Raw genomic sequence first — 16,126 nt, 5'->3', positions numbered from 1 at the left:
CGATTGCTTCGCGGATCAGAGGGGACGGCAAACCCAGTGCAGATAACGTCCCAAGCCGGCAAAGGCCGGATGGCGACGGTGGGCCAGTTCCATCTCCAGCAGTTGCGCAAGCTCTGCACGGCCCTGGAACTCCACCGGCATGTAGTCGTGAAAAACCCGCACCCCACTCTGGGTTTCGACCTGCCACAGGCCTTCAAGTTGCGCCGCCAATTCTCGTGGATCAAGCGGTTGCTGAGGGGTCAGGCTCTGTTTCTCGCCGGCCATGTCGTTTTTACGCAGTTTACGAAAGTGCCCCTTGAGCAGGTTGCGATAGACCAGCGCATCGCGGTTGTAGAACGCCAGGGACAACCAGCCGCCAGGCACCGTCAACTGATGCAGCACCGGCAGGATCGCATGGGGCTCGGCCAGCCATTCGAGCACCGCGTGGCACAGCACCAGATCGTAAGGTTCGGTGAGCTGGCCGAGCAGATCCTGCCACGGCGCCTGGATGAACGTTGCGGCCTGGCCCGCCTCGGCAAAGCGTTGGCGAGCGCCTTCGAGCATCGGCTCGGCCGGTTCGGCCAGGGTGACTTGATGCCCGCGCTCGGCCAGCCACAGCGACATGTGGCCCAGCCCCGCGCCAATATCCAGCACTCGCAAGGGGCGATCCGGCAACGCTTCAAGGAGATCGGCCTGAAGCACGGCCAGCCGAATAGCCCCCTTGGCTCCTCCGTAGATTTTTTCGGCAAAACGCGTGGCGAGTTGATCGAAATGGCGATCGCTCATTGGCCGAACCGCCGTTCGCTGTCGGCTAACTTGCTGCGCACCACGGCGTCCATGTCCAGGCCCAGCTCGCTGCACAGCAGCAACAGGTACAAGACGATGTCACCGATTTCCTGCCCGGCGTGGGCAAGTTTTTCCGCGGGCACCTGGCGTGACTGCTCCTCGGTCAACCACTGGAAAATCTCCACCAATTCAGCCATTTCGACGCTGGCGGCCATGGTCAGGTTTTTCGGGCTGTGAAATTGCCGCCAATCGTTACGATCACGGATGGCATGCAGGCGTTCGGTCAGTTCAACAAGGTTCATCGGGCTCTCCTGGATGCGCATAGCTTCGAGGGGATGACGAGGTAAGGCAAGAGTCTCGATACAAAGCGCCCGTTTGCCCCATAATCGAACGATCCCGGCCCGGACCGCTCCTACATTCAGGGCCAAAAGGCTCAACGTGGATTCCCTCTCATCAGGACGCACACATGCAGGTAGAAAGCTTTTTCGAATGGCTCGGTCAGGCGCTCGGTTCGGTGATCCGTTTTATCGTCGATCTGCTCAGTGGCCTGTTCAACACCCTGGCCAATGCCGGCGGCAATTTTGTCGAAGGCCTGTCCCGGACGCTGGGAATGGATACTTCAATCATCAGCATCATTGCGCTGATCCTCGGGCTGATGCTGTTGTATTCGGCGATCCGCGCCTTCATGCGGGCGTCGATCGTCATGGGCATCATCTGGCTGGTGCTGGGGTTGTGGCTGTTGAGCTGGATTATTCACTGAGACCCCAACTTGGACACCCTGTGGCGAGGGAGCTTGCTCCCGCTGGACTGCGCAGCAGTCCCAAACCGGGCTGACGCGGTTCTCCAGAAACACCGCGCCCCCAGTCTTGCGACGGCTTCGCCGCCGAGCGGGAGCAAGCTCCCTCGCCACAAAAGCCTGCCGCACAGATGAATGAAACGCTGCAATAACCCGCTACAATCGCGCTCCTTTCAAGGAGCCCGCATGCCCAAGCTGATTACCGACTGGCGCGACCGCCTTACTCATCGCCGGGTCTGGGCGCTGGCTGCGCCGATGATTCTCTCGAACATTTCCGTGCCGCTGGTGGCGCTGGTGGACAGCACCGTCATCGGCCACTTGCCCCATGCCCATCAGTTAGGCGCAGTGGCGGTCGGAGCGAGTCTGTATACGGTGCTGGCATGGGCCATGGGTTTCCTGCGCATGGGCACCACCGGGTTCGCCGCCCAGGCGGCCGGGCGTGCCGACGGCGCAGCGTTGCGCCAGGTGTTGTTGCAGGGCCTGCTGCTGGCGATGGGGCTGGCGGTGCTGCTCGGTGCCGTCGGCATTCCCTTGAGCGACGTGGCGCTGCACTTCATGCAACCGTCCGCCGAACTCAACCAGTTGACCCGCGATTTCTTCCACACTCGCCTTTTCGGCTTGCCGGCGGCGCTGGCCAGCTATGCGCTGGTCGGCTGGTTCCTCGGCGCCCAGAACGCCCGCGCGCCGCTGGCGATCCTGCTGGTGACGAACCTGGTGAACATCGCCTTGAACCTCTGGTTCGTGATCGGCCTGGATTGGGGCGTGACCGGTTCGGCCCGGGCGTCGGTCATCGCCGAATGGACGGGTGCGCTGATAGGCCTGGCCCTGGCGCGCAACACCCTGCGCAACTGGCCTGGGCAGATAGCCTGGGTCGCGCTGGGCCTGTGGCAGAGCTGGCGACCGTTGCTGGCGGTGAACCGGGACATTTTCATCCGCAGCCTGGTGCTGCAATCGGTGTTTTTCCTGATCACGGTGCAAGGCGCGCGCCTGGGCGATGCGACCGTGGCCGCCAATGCCCTGCTGCTCAACGGCCTGCTGCTGACCGCCCACGCCCTGGACGGCCTGGCCCACGCCGTGGAAGCACTGTGCGGCCACGCTATTGGGGCTTGCGACCGCCTGGCCCTGCGCCGTGCGCTGGTCGTTGCCAGCGGTTGGTCGCTGATTGCCAGCCTGGGGTTTGCCCTGCTGTTCCTGCTTGCTGGGCATTTGTTCATCGACATGCAGACCGACATCACCGAGGTGCGGAACACCGCTTACCGCTACTTGCCTTATCTGGCGGCGTTACCGTTGATTGCGGTATCGAGCTATCTGCTCGATGGCCTATTCATCGGCGCCACCCGCGCCCGGGAAATGCGCAACGGCATGCTCCTGACCCTGCTACTGACGTTGCCGTTCGCCTGGGTCCTGCAAGGATTGGGCAATCACGGCCTATGGATCACTTTCCTGCTGTTCATGGCCTTGCGCAGCCTGACGCTCGGCATCTTCGCCTGGCGTTTGCAACGACACGACAGCTGGCTCGGTGGCAATGCCCGGTGAGGCCTTCAATCCTGGTTGCCTTGCCATAGCCGCCGCAACTGCTCCAGACGTTCGTGTTGCGAGCCGCCAGCCAGCTCCGGCGCTGGCTGAGCATCAGGGTATTGCAAGCGTAGCCACAACCAGCCGTCGAGGGCGCTCTGTTCGCTGAACCCCAGCGCCAACCCTTGCTGCAAATATTCCCAGAGCGACCAGTAGTCACGCCCAATGGAGCAGGACCAACGCCAGACATGGCGCTCCAATACACACGCCTGCAACTGGCGTTGCTGCCTGTCACTGAGGCCCGGCTCGTTCTCCAGCGCCGGCACCGACAAGCCAGGATTGGCGAGCTGTTGCCAGCCCTCCGAGCCCATGGCCCGATCAGCCCAGGTGCCTCCGAACCAGCGCAGAAGGCTGATCGGCCCCAGCCAGCAACTGAGTTCCCGAGGGTCGCAACCATCAAAAAAGTAACTCGCGGTGTGCGGGTTGTAATAGCTCAACAAAGCCTTGTGGTGCAGGCCCAGCGTGACCGTCAGCATGCGCCGCAAATGCGTCAGCAATACTTCGACAGGCGCAGCGCTCACTATCAACAACCCCGGCCAGGACCGGCTATCGAGATGGCACAGACTGGCCAGCGCTGGCGATCGCTGCAGATCAACCAATAGCGGGCCATCGTCCCTCAGTTCGTGAAGATCGGTGTCTTCGAACAGAAAAAAGCGTCGAGCCTCGACAAATTGCTCTTGCAGGCGCTGCGCGGCTGCGGGAACGTTCGGCACGTCGAGCAGCAGCCATTGCGGCGTGGCGCCAGGCATGGCGGCAGCGCTCATGGCGCTGCGCCCGCACCACGTTGCGTCACCAGGCGGCAGATGCACACCGCACGGGCGCAGGGGTTGAACGCCCCTCCGCCGGGCAACAGGCACAGCAGGAACAGCGGCTCGCCACCGCGCACTGCAGACAACAGGTGGTCATCGATTCCAGGCGTCCCGGGTGTTTCCGACAAACTCGCACTGGCTGGCGCTGGCTGTGTGCCAATGAGGGGCGGTGGGCCGAGAAAGGCACAGATAAGCGGGCGATCCGGGTCACCCTCGATAAAGCTCACCAGGACCTCGGTGCCCTCACGAATCCGATCGCCTGCGCAGGCCGCCAGCTCAGGCGCCAACGGCAGCCAGCAATGGCTGGCGCTGGCCCCTTCGCCTTGATAGACCCAGTCGAACTGCACCGCCACTCGCCCAGGCACCTGGTCCGCAGGCTCATCCACGTTTACCACCCATCCGCGTTGCCGGCTCACCATGACCGGCTTCGCAGGCACCTTGTCTGCCACAAACGACAGCGCGAAGGGAATGGCCCGGAACCGGTTGGCATATCGACCTGACTGGCCACGATGTTCGACCCTGGTCAATAACCAGCGCCGGTTCCAGTCCTTGAAAGGGTGAGCGGTCAGGGTCAGGGTCTGCCCACTGTGCAAGTGCATCAGATCGCTCTGGCCCTCGGCGGCCTGTATGCCGATACCCTCGAAGCCAACCTGAGCGCTGAAGGCGTGCACGGCGTCAGCCTGGCCGTCACCGCCGTAGATAACCTCGTCAGCGGAAAAGACACTGCCCGGCGCATCGGAGAAAACCAGGCAGTGCCCATCCCGGGCATGCTCGAAATGGAACCGGATACCAGCCTGGGCGCATATTCTCTGCAAAAATTGCAGGTCGGACTCCCGGTATTGGCTGCAGACATCCCGCGTCGGAAAATCACCGCTCAAGTCCAGGCACAGCCCGCGCCCGCCGATGCCGTGCCCGCTCAAGACCTGGCGAATGATCTGCGGTACCGAGCGGCCACTGAACACCCGCTGGCTGAAGCGCTGCGCCAGGTATGCAAGCTTCGGCTCGATGCGCACATGGCAATTACCTCCATGACGGTGCTGCACAACTTCGTGGAGCTGTCCGTGAATGCCCCGGCCGCAGCTCCCGAAACTCAACCAGACGCTGCGGTACAGCAGGCCCGCCAGGTGCAGCGGCGTGTCACTGGTCACCAGTTCCACCTCGAACAGGAAAGGTTCGCTGATGTTTTCATTGCCGGTGAAGGCCACGACAACAAAGGACTCGGGCAGACCGGCTATCTCCAGACGAAATGATGACTCGCGGGCTGGACAGGACATCGGCGTTTCTCTACAGGAGGGGGCGACCGGGCATTCTGGCCGAGAGCCCGGGTCGAGTAGAGGGGCCAAGTACAAGTAAGGAACGGGACTACACGAAATAAGGACCTTTCCGATTAGCTGCCCCCGTGTGAGGAAATTTCCACAGCGCAAATCAAAACGCCCTTCGGAACTGTCCGAAAATACCCGCGGCATGCGGCGTATTTTCTGACAGCCCCGGAGGGCGTTGCGCTTGGCGCTATTGCCCTGTCAGGAAGACAGGTAGGAGGACCGAGTCAACCCGAGACGCAGGGCATCCAGGAACTGGGTGCGTTCGGCCGCCGTGATCCGGGCGCTGGCGCACTTGTCACGGTAGTGAGTCATCAGTTCCTCCGGCGACAGGTGCACGTAGCGCAACATGTCCTCGATGGTGTCGTGGGTTTCGATACCGGCGTGGTACACGCTGCCGTCGGCGTTCTGGTAGATGTTCACCGAATCGGTGTCACCAAACAGGTTGTGCATGTCACCGAGGATTTCCTGGTAGGCACCCACCAGGAAAATGCCCAGCAGATAGTCTTCGCCCGGATTGAGCGAATGGACCGGCAGGCTGGTCTCGATGCTCTGCTCATCGACGTATTGCTTGATCTTGCCGTCGGAATCGCAGGTCAGGTCTTGCAGCACGGCGCGGCGCAGTGGCTCTTCATCGAGACGATGCAACGGCAGGATCGGCAACACCTGGCCGATCGCCCAGGTGTCCGGCAAGCTCTGGAACACCGAGAAGTTGCAGATGTACTTGTCGGCCAGCTTGTCGTTGAGCTCATCGAGCACTTGACGGTGCGAGCGCTGACGGGCCTTCAGCGAGTTGTGCAGACGACGGCACACGGCGAAGTAGCACTGCTCGGCCAGGGCTTTTTCCGCCAGGGTCAGCTTGCCATCGGCGTACTGCGCAGCCACGTCGCTCATGTAGTGGGTGGCACGCCAGTAGGTCTCGGTGACCATCTCGATATCGGTCGGGCCCAGCAGGTCCACCAGCCATTGCACGGTTTCCGGCAGGCTTTCCTTGTTTTCGATCACCGGCACATCGTCATGGTGCTTCTCGACGTCGGTGACCTGGACCACCAGCATCGCGTGGTGGGCGGTCAACGAGCGGCCGCTCTCGGAAAAGATGTGCGGGTGCGGCAGGCTCTGCGCATCGCAGAACTCCTTGAGCATCCCCACCACGACCCCGGCGTAATCGTCCATGTCGTAGTTGATCGAGCTGGCGTTGCGCGAATGCGTACCGTCGTAGTCCACGCCCAGACCGCCGCCGACATCGATGTGATCCACCGGCAGGCCGAGGTTGCGCAGCTCACCGTAGTAACGGATCGCTTCCTTGAAACCATGCTGGTAGTCCGCCAGGTTGGCGATCTGCGAGCCCATGTGGAAGTGCAGCAGGCGGATGCCCTGGTCGAGGCCGGCGCCGCGGAAGCGCTCGACCACCGACAACAGCTGCGCTGCGGACAAGCCGAACTTGGATTTTTCGCCACCGGTATCGGCCCATTTGCTCGATGCCAGGGACGACAGGCGCACCCGCAGACCGACCTGCGGCTTGACCTTGAGCGACGCAGCCTCTTCGATCACCAGGCCGACTTCGGACTCTTTCTCGATCACGATGAAGACGTTGTGACCCAGCTTCTGGCCCATCAGCGCCAGGCGGATGAACTCGCGGTCCTTGTAGCCATTGCAGACGATAGTCCCGCCCTTTGGCGCCAGGGCCAGCACCGCCAGCAACTCGGGCTTGGAACCGGCTTCCAGGCCGATGGAGACATTCTGGGTGGCGATGATGTTTTCGATCACCGCCTCCTGCTGGTTTACCTTGATCGGGTAAAGCGCGGTGTACTGGCTCTGGTATTCCAGGCGTGCAATGTTGCTGTCGAACGCGCCGGTGAGCTGACGCACCCGATCTTGCAGGATATCGGGGAAGCGCACCAACAGCGGCAACGAAAGGCCACTCTGGCGCAACTGGTCGACTTGCTCGTACAAGTCGATCGGCGAACTGTCGGGGCCGTTCGGACGGACTTCGACGCGACCGGCTTCATTGATCGCGAAATACCCGGCCCCCCAATGGCGGATCCCGTAAACGCTGCGGCTGTCCGCAACTGTCCATTGGCTGCCATCGTCTTTGCGTGTGCGTCGTACGGACATCGAAGTCCCCTATAAAGAAGTCAAAATGCACCATCCGGTCGGAGGCTGGCGCAGTCTAGAGAATGGAAATGACGATTTGCCTGTAAGCAGGTAGACCCTGCCCGCAGCGCTGAGTTTAGAACCCCGTTCAGAACAGGCTCTGTGAAAACCATGTGGGCGATCGCGAACCGGGGTTCGGATCAAGCCAGGGTGGGTTTCACAGAAGCTGCTAGCCGCCGGACTTCTTTGCCTTGAAACCGTGTCGGGTGAGTTCCGCCAGCAAGAGCTCGACGTGATCGCCCTGGATCTCGATGACGCCGTCCTTCAACGCGCCGCCGGTACCACAGCGCTTTTTCAGCGTCGTTGCGAGATCTTTGAGCGCGTCCTCGGCCAGCGGCACGCCGGTGATTGTGGTCACCGTCTTGCCACCTCGACCTTTGCTTTCGCGGCGTACGCGAGCAATGCCGTACCCGGCGGGAACGGCGGTCTGTTTGCAGATGCAGGCATCCACCGGCTGGCGGCAATCAGGGCAATGACGACCGGCGTCGGTAGAAAATACCAGGCCGCCCAGGGCGGCGAAGGATGCGGCTTTTTTGGCCACCGGCAATCCTCTTCGGAGGACAAAGACTGGTCGAGGGGCGAAAGTGCCTCGACCGCGAAGCCCCACTCAGGCAGGGGCAGCGCAGCTGGACCGAACGAAGTCGGCCAAGCTTGAAAAGTCGCGCAGTGTAACGACAAAAAGCCCACTTGCTAAGGGCCAATCAGCGCCAATTTACAGCTTCTTTGCGACACCGCGCTCACGGGCGCGCAAATAGCGCCCAAGCGCCGCCAGGGAGTCCGGGCAATACGGTTTGTGGCGAATTTCATCGAGCACCTGCTCGACGGGCAAAAAGCGCGCTTCCAGGACTTCTTCCGGTTGCAGGACCAACGGCCCGTCCCACACGGCGGAAAACGCCGCGCACCACAGGCGACTGCCAGCGTCCTCAAAATAGAAATGATCGTGGGCGACCAATTCGACGCCGCTCACGCCTAATTCTTCGGCCAGCTCGCGCGCCGCCGACTCGGCGTACGTCTCTTGGGCCTGCACCATTCCCCCTGCCGCGACATCCCAGTAGCCGGGGTAGATGGCCTTGCTCAAAGTCCTTCGATGAACGCACAGCTCGCCCGCCGAATTGAACAGCATGATATAGGTGCCGCGTCCGATCAGGCCTCGCTCGCGCAGATCCGAGCGCACCAGGCTGCCGAGCAGATTGTCATCTTCGTCGACCCAAGCGATCAGCTCGGCATCCGAGGCCACTCGGTGAGCGTCCTCCCGGGTGCTTTCGTCCATCCTTCAGCCCTGGTTGAGCAATTGTCGCAGGTCAATCACCGCCGCATTGGCGCGAGAAATATAGTTGGCCATGACCAGCGAGTGGTTCGCCAACACCCCGAAGCCGCTGCCGTTGAGAATCATCGGGCTCCAGATCGGCTCCTGTGAAGCCTCCAGTTCGCGAATGATCTGCCGCACGCTGACCGTCGCGTTCTTCTTCGCCAGCACGTCTGCGAAATCCACCTCGATGGCGCGCAACAAGTGAGACAGCGCCCAGGCTTGGCCACGAGCCTCGTAGAACACGTTGTCGATTTGCAACCAAGGTGTCTCGACCACCTCTTCGTCAACCTGCGGCACCTGGCCTGGCGCCGGGACCTCGGTCTTCAGCGAGGTGTTGAGCTTGACCCGGCCGACGCTGGCGGACAGGCGCTGGGACAGCGACCCCAGGCGCGTACCGACATCCCCCAGCCAGTTGTTCAGGTTGTCGGCGCGGGCGTAGAACAACGCGCTTTTCTGACTTGGATCGGACAGGCGCGCCTGATAACGGCTCAAGGAATTGATGCCTTCCTGGTATTCCGATTCGCTGGACGGCAGCACCCAACTGCGGTTGTCGAAGTTGAAGCGCGGCTCGGCCTTGGCCAGGTCGGCGTCTTCGGCGGACTGCGACTGGGAACGGGCGAAGTCCTTGCGCAGGGCACGGCTCAGGTCGCGGACCTGCACCAGCACGCCGTATTCCCAACTGGGCATGTTGTCCATCCACAGGCCTGGCGGGAAGCGGTCGTTGGAAATGTAGCCGCCCTGCTTGGTCAGCAAGGTTCCGGCGACGGTCTTGAGGGTTTCCACGGTGGTGTAGCCGACCACCATCTGCCGGCCATCCTTCTCGGCCGCTGCCTGGGCGTTCTGCTGTACCGGAAACAACTCGGGCTCCTGGCTCCAATACCAGCCGACAGCAATAGTCACCAGCAGGTACAGGCCAATGAGCGTGGCCAGCGCCCGACTGAAAAACAGCCCACCCAGATAGCTGCGGGTGTCCGATTTCGGTTCGGCGGCGCGTTCAGGCGCGCTGCCCGCGCGGTTCTTCCAGTCCAGCATGGCGATGTCCCTTCAATCACTTGAGTTCACGGTTCGACCACAACCTTACATCAACGTGCCTTGGCCGGCATCCGTCGTTGGGCTTATCCGAGAATTACCGCCACGAGACAAAGACCCGCCTAGGGGAATCCCTGAACCTCATCCGCTGGAAAATCGAAGAAACGACGTCGGAGAAAAGCGCAGGCAACATCCCGAAGCCGCGTCGTTGTGCCGTACCGAAATAGCTTGGATCGGCTATTGGAAATCCCTGAAGACCTTTATTTATAGGGCCGTCACCACGTCCGCAAAGGCAATTCCAGACCGACAGGTCAGAAACTGAATGGCGCCTCCTGGCAGATTATTGATGTAGAACACTCATGTAAGGGAAAAGAGGTGCTAGCATAGAGCCACCAGTCGATCTCAGCATGCCCCCTAACTAGTAGTCAGGATATGACCGAGCCAGAAGACCCCAGCCGCGAGCGCCTCAAGCACCACTTTGCCCAGCGGGTAATTCATCAGGCTCGCCAGATCCTGGAGATATGGCAGCGCCTGCAACGCAGCGAATGGTCCAGTACCGACCTGTCGGAGCTCAGTGAGGCCAATCTGCGCCTGCTGCGCTTTGCCGAGCGCTTCGAGCAACCTGAGCATTGCCAGCTTGCCCAAGGTATCGGCCAGTCGTTGCAAGCGGTAGATGCCAATCGCGGGCGCCTGAGCAGCCAGCTGATCACCGAAATCAATCGCTTGATGCAACGCCTGTCCCGCACCGGCTTGCGCCATGGCGACCAGCTCGAGCAAACCTTCCTGCCGCCGCTGCGCAAGCCCATCTACATATTGCTGCAAGACCATGACCGCGCCGAACGGCTGGCCAAGCAACTGGAATTCTTCGGCCTCAGCGCCCAGTCCCTGGACAGCGTCGCGGCATTCCGGGCCGCGATGGTCGAGCGCCTGCCTGCGGCCATTGTCATGGACGTGGATTTCAGCGGCCCGGGCGTGGGCCTGAAGCTGGCGGCCCAAGCCCAGGAAGGCCTGGATCAACCACTGCCGCTATTGTTTTTCAGTTTGCTGGAAACCGATACACCAACGCGGCTGGCCGCCGTGCGCGCCGGCGGGCAGGAGTTTCTCACCGGCACGCTGGAGGCCTCGAGCCTGCTGGAAAAAATCGAAGTGCTGACCTGCGTCGCCCAGTACGAACCCTACAAAGTGTTGATCATCGATGACTCCCGCGCCCAGGCCCTGCACACCGAACGCCTGCTCAACAGCGCCGGCATTGTCACGCGCACGCTGATCGAGCCGATCCAGGCCATGGCCGAGCTGGCGGACTTCCAGCCCGACCTGATCATCCTCGACATGTACATGCCCGCCTGCACCGGTACGGAACTGGCCAAGGTGATCCGCCACAACGACCGCTACGTCAGCGTGCCGATCATTTACCTGTCCGCCGAAGACGACCTGGACAAACAACTCGACGCCATGAGCGAGGGCGGCGATGACTTTCTGACCAAACCGATCAAGCCAAGGCACCTGATCACCACCGTGCGCAACCGCGCTGCCCGGGCCCGCAATCTCAAGGCGCGGATGGTGCGCGACAGCCTCACCGGCCTGTACAACCACACCCATATCCTGCAATTGCTCGAAGACTGCAGCTTCCGCGCCCGCCGTGAGGGCAAGCCCTTGAGCTTCGCCATGCTCGATATCGACCATTTCAAACGGGTCAACGACAGCCACGGCCACCCCATGGGCGACCGGGTGATCAAGAGCCTGGCGCTGTTTCTCAAGCAACGCTTGCGCAAGACCGATTTCATCGGCCGGTACGGCGGCGAAGAGTTCGCCATCGTCATGCCCGACACCGACATTGATGCCGCCTGTACAGTGCTGGACGAAATCCGCCAGCGCTTTGCCGAGATTCACTACCCGGCCCAACCCCAGGACTTGTGGTGCACCTTCAGCGCCGGGGTGGTGGAGATGAGCGAAGAGTCCGACAGCTTGATGATGGCCAGCCAGGCGGACGAGGCGCTGTACCGTGCCAAGCACGCCGGGCGCAATCGGGTGCAGAGCGCCCGGCAATCAAAGCAAAGTGCCACTTTTTCATCGGAATCGACTGATTCGGTCATAAACGTGTAACGCAAACGCAATAACTTCAGGCACTTACGATTCTGCCCCCGGTAGACCCTTGATGCGCCTGAAGCTGCTGACCAACCTCAACACTGTTCTTTTAGTTGCCGTATGCCTTGGCCTCGGCGCCACCCTATGGTGGTCGCAGATTGCCTTGGAGCGTCCTTATCTGCTGATGGAACGTTACCTGGGCCTGTCGCGGCAGTTCCAGGGCGAAGTGGCGCGCAACATCGAAGATTACCTGGCCAGCGGCGACGCCTTGCGCCTCAGCGCAGCCACCCAGGCCCTGGAAACCCTGCAAAAAGATCTGGACCAGTTCCCGCCGGACCTGGCCAGGACGCTAAGCCCGAGCCTGTCGAACCTTGACGGTTTCAGCAAGACCGACCTGCTGGCCGCCGGCAAACTGGCGGCTGATCCACAGGCCCTGTTGTTGCAGGCTGAACGTGAGCTGAGCGCCAGCCTGGACCAACTTGCCCAGTACGCCAACGGCGCACCGGCTTATCTGCCGCCGCTGTTTGCTGCCTCACAGCATTTGGGCCGGTTGTCCCTCGCCCGGGACAAACTGGTCAGCAGCGGCCGCAGTGAACTCGCCGCCGATGTCGAACGGGAACTGGCCAACGTCCGCACCCAGGCCCAGCAACTGGACAGTCTGCCGCTGCTCGGCATCACCGCCAGCAACGAATCGGGCAGCGATGACTTCGCCGCGTTGATGGGTCTGGAAACCGAGGAAAAGGCCGCCGCCGAAGACGCCGGGATTGCCCTCAAGCGCGAACTCAACAGCCTGCTCGGGCGTTATCCCGCGGAACTGGCGCGCACGCGCGAACTGATCCAGAAACGCACCGAGCTGGCCGATGCCACGCACTTGAAAACCACCGATGTGCAACAGGCAATCGACGCCATGGAGCCTGCGGTCCGTGCCCAACATGGGCAGATCCAGGGCGAAGTACGGGTCATCCAAGGGGTGATGATCGGTCTGATTCTGCTGATCGCCCTTCTTATCGATACCTTGCAGCGACGCCTGGCCCGGACCTTGACCCGCCTGGCGCCAGCCCTTTCCACTTGGGCCGAAGGCGATTTCAGTGGCGATATTCGTGTCGGCGCCAGCAACCGTGAACTGCAGGACATCGAAGCCTCGCTCAATCGCCTGCGCGCCTATCTGGTGGATCTGGTCGGTACCATCCGCCTGAACGCCGAACAGGTGGCCCGCAGCAGCCGGACCCTGGCCGAGCTCAGTGGCGAATTGCATAGCGGTGCCGAAGACCAGGCCGGTGACACGGCATTGATCCGCGACTCCCTCAGTGAGCTCGAAGCGACCATCCAGCAAGTGGCCGGCGATGCCAGCCAGGCCGCGGATGCCAGTCGCAGTGCGGGCCATGCCGTGGAGCAAGGCCAGAAAGTGATCGGCATGAGCCTCGCCGGCTTGCACTCGCTCGTCGGCGAAGTGCAGGGCAATGCGCAAATGATCGAACAACTGGCTGAGGAGTCGGCGACCATCGGCGGCGTGCTGACCGTCATCCGCTCGATTGCCGACCAGACCAACCTGTTGGCCCTCAACGCCGCCATCGAAGCCGCCCGCGCCGGGGAAATGGGCCGCGGCTTTGCGGTTGTGGCCGAGGAGGTCCGCTCCCTGGCCCAACGCACCGCAGGCGCCACGGCCGAGATCCAGGCGCTGATTGCCCGTTTGCAGCAGGCTGCACGCCAGTCCGTGGAAGGCATGCGCGCCCAGGTCGAACACGCCGAAGCCACCGCCAGCCAGGCCCAGGCGGCCGATGGTGCATTGGATAAAATCGTCGAGGCGATCCAGACCATCGCCGATACGGCGGTGCGCATCGCCGATGTCACCGCCCAGCAAAGCGGCGCCGTCAGCGAAATCCGCGATCACAGCGAGCGGATCCACCAACTGGGCGGGGATAACCTGCAGCGCATCGGCCAGGGCCGGGAACAGGGCGACAACCTGCTGCTCCTGGGCGGGCGGTTGCACACGGCGGTGCAGGCGTTCCGGGTGTGATTTCAGAAGCCCACTGACCCTGTGGCGAGGGAGCTTGCTCCCGCTGGGTCGCGCATCTGCCGTAGAACCCGCCAGCGTTTCCTTCGATGCGCCATGTTGAAAGTCACAGGGCTCCTTGGGCGGGCCCTGATAGGTGTTGCCGCATGAAAAGGTGGCGGATTTTTTAACAGCCCCCCTCATGCTAGGCTCCCGGCCCTTCAAGAAATTGCAAAAGGAACATGCAATGAGGGTACCTTCGTCGCCACCCGGTGTTTCTGTCGAAGAAAACATGGCCGTGGCACACCATAAGAAAAATGTTCTGAAAGCCGGATCGGCTTTTATCTACTCTTGGTTTTATACCCAAGTAAGAAATCGTGGCCCTTGGGACTACAAGAAACTATCCGCGGAATATGAAGCCTTTGGAAATTTCAACTACGGCGCCACCGGAACCGCAGCAGGCTTCAGCGAAGACGTTCTTTTACGGGCAGCAGGTCTGGCCCAAAGTCGAGCAGGAACGACCACGGCAGAATTCGGGACATGGTGGGGGCAAGCCCCTTTCGGCGATGATCCGGGAGATCAGCGATGGATCATGGAAGGGGTAAAATATGCCAAATTCAGAAACTACTAAAAAATCTGCCCTTCTCGCTGTCTTGTGCACAGTGCTTGCCCTCGCGCTGGCTTACACCAGTTGGACGTGCTTTTTCCGTCAAAATACGCCTGAGTTGACAGAGGTCGTATTACGAAAGCCCTTGTCCCAGGATGCATTTATCTACGGCGTAAAGGATGAGCGTGGCGGAGCGACGGTTCCTTTCAGTTACCGCTACTACGTCTATCGGACCCTGGCAGCGGACGGTGACATACTTTCCGAACTGAAAACCGCGACGCCATTTCTTGTCACCCGGGATGATTCGGTAACCATAGACATCCAGGAAAAGACGATTACGGTATTGGTTGACAAGGAGATCTACGCCTACCACAGCAATACCCTCTACCGAAACGCCGATGGCGAAGACTACACGACGGTGAGTATCTATTTGCATTCTGGTCCAGCTGAGTAAAGGGAGCGAACTTATTCGCGATAGCGGTGGGCCACTTTCCATCAATGTGGGATATGCCGACCTCATCACGAGCCAGCTCGCCCCCACAGGTGTGGCGCAGCGTATTCCGATCGTCAGTGACCGAATCCAGATACATGGTCACAAACTTCGCGCAAACATCGGTCAACGTGCCGGCTATTGCCGGGAACTGGACAGTCACAAAGACTTTGCGGCATAGTCTCCGGGTTCTGACACCTGCTCACAGACAACAAGGAACAGCAGATGGCGACCCTTCTGGTCCTGCACGGACCCAACCTGAACCTGCTGGGCACCCGTGAACCGGGCGTCTATGGCGCCGTCACACTGGCCCAGATCAACCAGGACCTGGAGCAACGGGCCCGTAGCGCCGGCCATCATTTGCTCTACCTGCAAAGCAATGCCGAATATGAATTGATCGACCGCATCCATGCCGCGCGCGGCGAAGGCGTGGACTTCATTCTGATCAATCCCGCGGCTTTTACACATACAAGCGTCGCATTACGTGACGCGCTGCTGGCAGTGAGCATCCCATTCATCGAAGTGCATTTGTCCAACGTGCACAAACGCGAACCTTTCCGCCATCACTCCTACTTCTCCGATGTAGCAGTAGGCGTGATCTGCGGCCTTGGCGCCAGCGGTTACCGACTGGCCCTGGAGGCCGCTCTAGAGCAGCTTGAAAAACAGGCAACAGCTTGAACAACAAGCGTTAAACGCCCCTGACCGACCCTTGGGAGTTGATGATTCATGGATATCCGTAAAGTTAAGAAACTGATCGAATTGCTGGAAGAGTCCGGCATCGACGAGCTCGAGATCAAGGAAGGCGAAGAGTCCGTACGCATCAGCCGCCACAGCAAGACCCCGGCCCAGCAGTTCTATGCACCGGCACCGATGCAAGCGCCAGCCGCTGCACCTGCTCCGGCAGCTGCGCCAGTTGCCGCCGCTGCACCTGCCGCACCGGCCGCGCCGACGCTGAACGGCACTGTTGCTCGCTCGCCGATGGTGGGCACGTTCTATCGCAAGTCTTCCCCGAGCTCGCCGTCCTTCGTTGAAGTTGGCCAGACCGTGAAGAAAGGCGACACCCTGTGCATCGTCGAAGCCATGAAGATGATGAACCACATCGAAGCTGAAACCAGCGGTGTGATCGAGTCCATCCTCGTCGAAGACGGCCAGCCGGTTGAGTACGACCAACCGCTGTTCACCATCGTTTGAACCG

Annotated in this window: 16 protein-coding genes; 8 read left to right on the top strand and 8 right to left on the bottom strand. The window is 61.3% G+C overall.

Annotated elements, in window-relative coordinates:
* Positions 1-15 precede the first annotated feature (15 nt).
* Complete coding sequence (locus tag J3P97_RS03105; RefSeq protein ID WP_434569927.1) at positions 16-765, bottom strand: methyltransferase; 750 nt, start codon at positions 763-765, stop codon at positions 16-18.
* Complete coding sequence (locus J3P97_RS03100) at positions 762-1,067, bottom strand: MazG-like family protein (RefSeq protein ID WP_434673451.1); 306 nt, start codon at positions 1,065-1,067, stop codon at positions 762-764. The genes J3P97_RS03105 and J3P97_RS03100 overlap by 4 nt, the downstream gene beginning before the upstream one ends.
* A gap of 164 nt (positions 1,068-1,231) precedes the next feature.
* Here J3P97_RS03100 and J3P97_RS03095 point away from each other — a divergent pair, with 164 nt between their 5' ends.
* Together J3P97_RS03095 and J3P97_RS03090 are read left to right on the top strand one after the other, a co-directional pair.
* A complete protein-coding gene (locus J3P97_RS03095) occupies positions 1,232-1,525 on the top strand; it encodes a hypothetical protein (protein WP_305497064.1) in 294 nt (97 codons plus the stop codon).
* Positions 1,526-1,747: 222 nt separating this feature from the next.
* A complete protein-coding gene (locus tag J3P97_RS03090; protein WP_434673450.1) occupies positions 1,748-3,097 on the top strand; it encodes an MATE family efflux transporter in 1,350 nt (449 codons plus the stop codon).
* 5 nt (positions 3,098-3,102) lie between these two features.
* On the opposite strand, the gene J3P97_RS03085 is transcribed toward J3P97_RS03090, so the two are convergent.
* From J3P97_RS03085 to J3P97_RS03060, 6 genes are all read right to left on the bottom strand, one after another.
* Complete coding sequence (locus J3P97_RS03085) at positions 3,103-3,900, bottom strand: DUF4123 domain-containing protein (RefSeq protein WP_434673449.1); 798 nt, start codon at positions 3,898-3,900, stop codon at positions 3,103-3,105.
* On the bottom strand, positions 3,897-5,219 hold the full coding sequence (locus J3P97_RS03080) for a type VI secretion system Vgr family protein (RefSeq protein ID WP_434673448.1): 1,323 nt from the start codon (positions 5,217-5,219) through the stop codon (positions 3,897-3,899). The genes J3P97_RS03085 and J3P97_RS03080 overlap by 4 nt, the downstream gene beginning before the upstream one ends.
* Before the next feature lie 246 nt (positions 5,220-5,465).
* Positions 5,466-7,379, bottom strand: coding sequence for an arginine decarboxylase (gene speA, locus J3P97_RS03075; RefSeq protein WP_039593533.1), 1,914 nt, complete (start codon positions 7,377-7,379; stop codon positions 5,466-5,468).
* Positions 7,380-7,587: 208 nt separating this feature from the next.
* The gene (locus J3P97_RS03070; protein WP_434673447.1) at positions 7,588-7,959 is read right to left on the bottom strand and encodes a translation initiation factor Sui1; all 372 of its coding nucleotides are present in this window, start codon (positions 7,957-7,959) and stop codon (positions 7,588-7,590) included.
* Between the two features lie 171 nt (positions 7,960-8,130).
* Positions 8,131-8,688 carry an NUDIX hydrolase gene (locus J3P97_RS03065; RefSeq protein WP_434569933.1) on the bottom strand — a complete coding sequence of 186 codons (558 nt, stop codon included), beginning with the start codon at positions 8,686-8,688 and terminating at the stop codon, positions 8,131-8,133.
* Positions 8,689-8,691: 3 nt separating this feature from the next.
* Positions 8,692-9,759, bottom strand: a complete 1,068-nt coding sequence (locus J3P97_RS03060; protein ID WP_434569934.1) for a DUF2333 family protein — start codon at positions 9,757-9,759, stop codon at positions 8,692-8,694.
* Between the two features lie 429 nt (positions 9,760-10,188).
* Between J3P97_RS03060 and J3P97_RS03055 the strand changes: the two genes are divergently transcribed.
* The 6 genes from J3P97_RS03055 to accB all read left to right on the top strand — a co-directional run bounded on the left by J3P97_RS03055 (position 10,189) and on the right by accB (position 16,122).
* Complete coding sequence (locus J3P97_RS03055) at positions 10,189-11,859, top strand: diguanylate cyclase (RefSeq protein WP_434569935.1); 1,671 nt, start codon at positions 10,189-10,191, stop codon at positions 11,857-11,859.
* A 52-nt stretch (positions 11,860-11,911) separates the two neighbouring features.
* Positions 11,912-13,858: a methyl-accepting chemotaxis protein gene (locus J3P97_RS03050; protein ID WP_434673446.1), complete on the top strand. Its 1,947-nt coding sequence runs from the start codon at positions 11,912-11,914 to the stop codon at positions 13,856-13,858.
* 223 nt (positions 13,859-14,081) lie between these two features.
* Entirely contained in the window at positions 14,082-14,465 is a 384-nt protein-coding gene (locus J3P97_RS03045) for a polymorphic toxin type 44 domain-containing protein (RefSeq protein ID WP_434673445.1), read from the top strand.
* Positions 14,443-14,895: a hypothetical protein gene (locus J3P97_RS03040; protein ID WP_434673444.1), complete on the top strand. Its 453-nt coding sequence runs from the start codon at positions 14,443-14,445 to the stop codon at positions 14,893-14,895. The genes J3P97_RS03045 and J3P97_RS03040 overlap by 23 nt, the downstream gene beginning before the upstream one ends.
* A 261-nt stretch (positions 14,896-15,156) precedes the next feature.
* Positions 15,157-15,609, top strand: a complete 453-nt coding sequence (aroQ, locus tag J3P97_RS03035) for a type II 3-dehydroquinate dehydratase (protein ID WP_305497076.1) — start codon at positions 15,157-15,159, stop codon at positions 15,607-15,609.
* A gap of 48 nt (positions 15,610-15,657) precedes the next feature.
* Positions 15,658-16,122, top strand: a complete 465-nt coding sequence (gene accB, locus J3P97_RS03030) for an acetyl-CoA carboxylase biotin carboxyl carrier protein (RefSeq protein ID WP_053118072.1) — start codon at positions 15,658-15,660, stop codon at positions 16,120-16,122.
* Positions 16,123-16,126 lie beyond the last annotated feature (4 nt).

It is taken from the genome of Pseudomonas sp. R1-15, from assembly GCF_051132085.1.
In the GTDB taxonomy this organism is placed as follows: Bacteria; Pseudomonadota; Gammaproteobacteria; order Pseudomonadales; family Pseudomonadaceae; genus Aquipseudomonas.
Note: the sequence above shows the minus strand (reverse complement) of the source record. Positions and strands in the feature narration are given on the sequence as shown.

Coding starts and splice junctions, on each gene's coding strand:
- speA (WP_039593533.1), bottom strand. CDS start 7,379: ATGTCCGTACGACGCACACGCAAAGACGATGGCAGCCAATGGACAGTT.
- J3P97_RS03085 (WP_434673449.1), bottom strand. CDS start 3,900: ATGAGCGCTGCCGCCATGCCTGGCGCCACGCCGCAATGGCTGCTGCTC.
- J3P97_RS03060 (WP_434569934.1), bottom strand. CDS start 9,759: ATGCTGGACTGGAAGAACCGCGCGGGCAGCGCGCCTGAACGCGCCGCC.
- J3P97_RS03090 (WP_434673450.1), top strand. CDS start 1,748: ATGCCCAAGCTGATTACCGACTGGCGCGACCGCCTTACTCATCGCCGG.
- J3P97_RS03100 (WP_434673451.1), bottom strand. CDS start 1,067: ATGAACCTTGTTGAACTGACCGAACGCCTGCATGCCATCCGTGATCGT.
- J3P97_RS03105 (WP_434569927.1), bottom strand. CDS start 765: ATGAGCGATCGCCATTTCGATCAACTCGCCACGCGTTTTGCCGAAAAA.
- J3P97_RS03095 (WP_305497064.1), top strand. CDS start 1,232: ATGCAGGTAGAAAGCTTTTTCGAATGGCTCGGTCAGGCGCTCGGTTCG.
- accB (WP_053118072.1), top strand. CDS start 15,658: ATGGATATCCGTAAAGTTAAGAAACTGATCGAATTGCTGGAAGAGTCC.
- J3P97_RS03065 (WP_434569933.1), bottom strand. CDS start 8,688: ATGGACGAAAGCACCCGGGAGGACGCTCACCGAGTGGCCTCGGATGCC.
- J3P97_RS03050 (WP_434673446.1), top strand. CDS start 11,912: ATGCGCCTGAAGCTGCTGACCAACCTCAACACTGTTCTTTTAGTTGCC.
- J3P97_RS03040 (WP_434673444.1), top strand. CDS start 14,443: ATGCCAAATTCAGAAACTACTAAAAAATCTGCCCTTCTCGCTGTCTTG.
- J3P97_RS03055 (WP_434569935.1), top strand. CDS start 10,189: ATGACCGAGCCAGAAGACCCCAGCCGCGAGCGCCTCAAGCACCACTTT.
- aroQ (WP_305497076.1), top strand. CDS start 15,157: ATGGCGACCCTTCTGGTCCTGCACGGACCCAACCTGAACCTGCTGGGC.
- J3P97_RS03080 (WP_434673448.1), bottom strand. CDS start 5,219: ATGTCCTGTCCAGCCCGCGAGTCATCATTTCGTCTGGAGATAGCCGGT.
- J3P97_RS03045 (WP_434673445.1), top strand. CDS start 14,082: ATGAGGGTACCTTCGTCGCCACCCGGTGTTTCTGTCGAAGAAAACATG.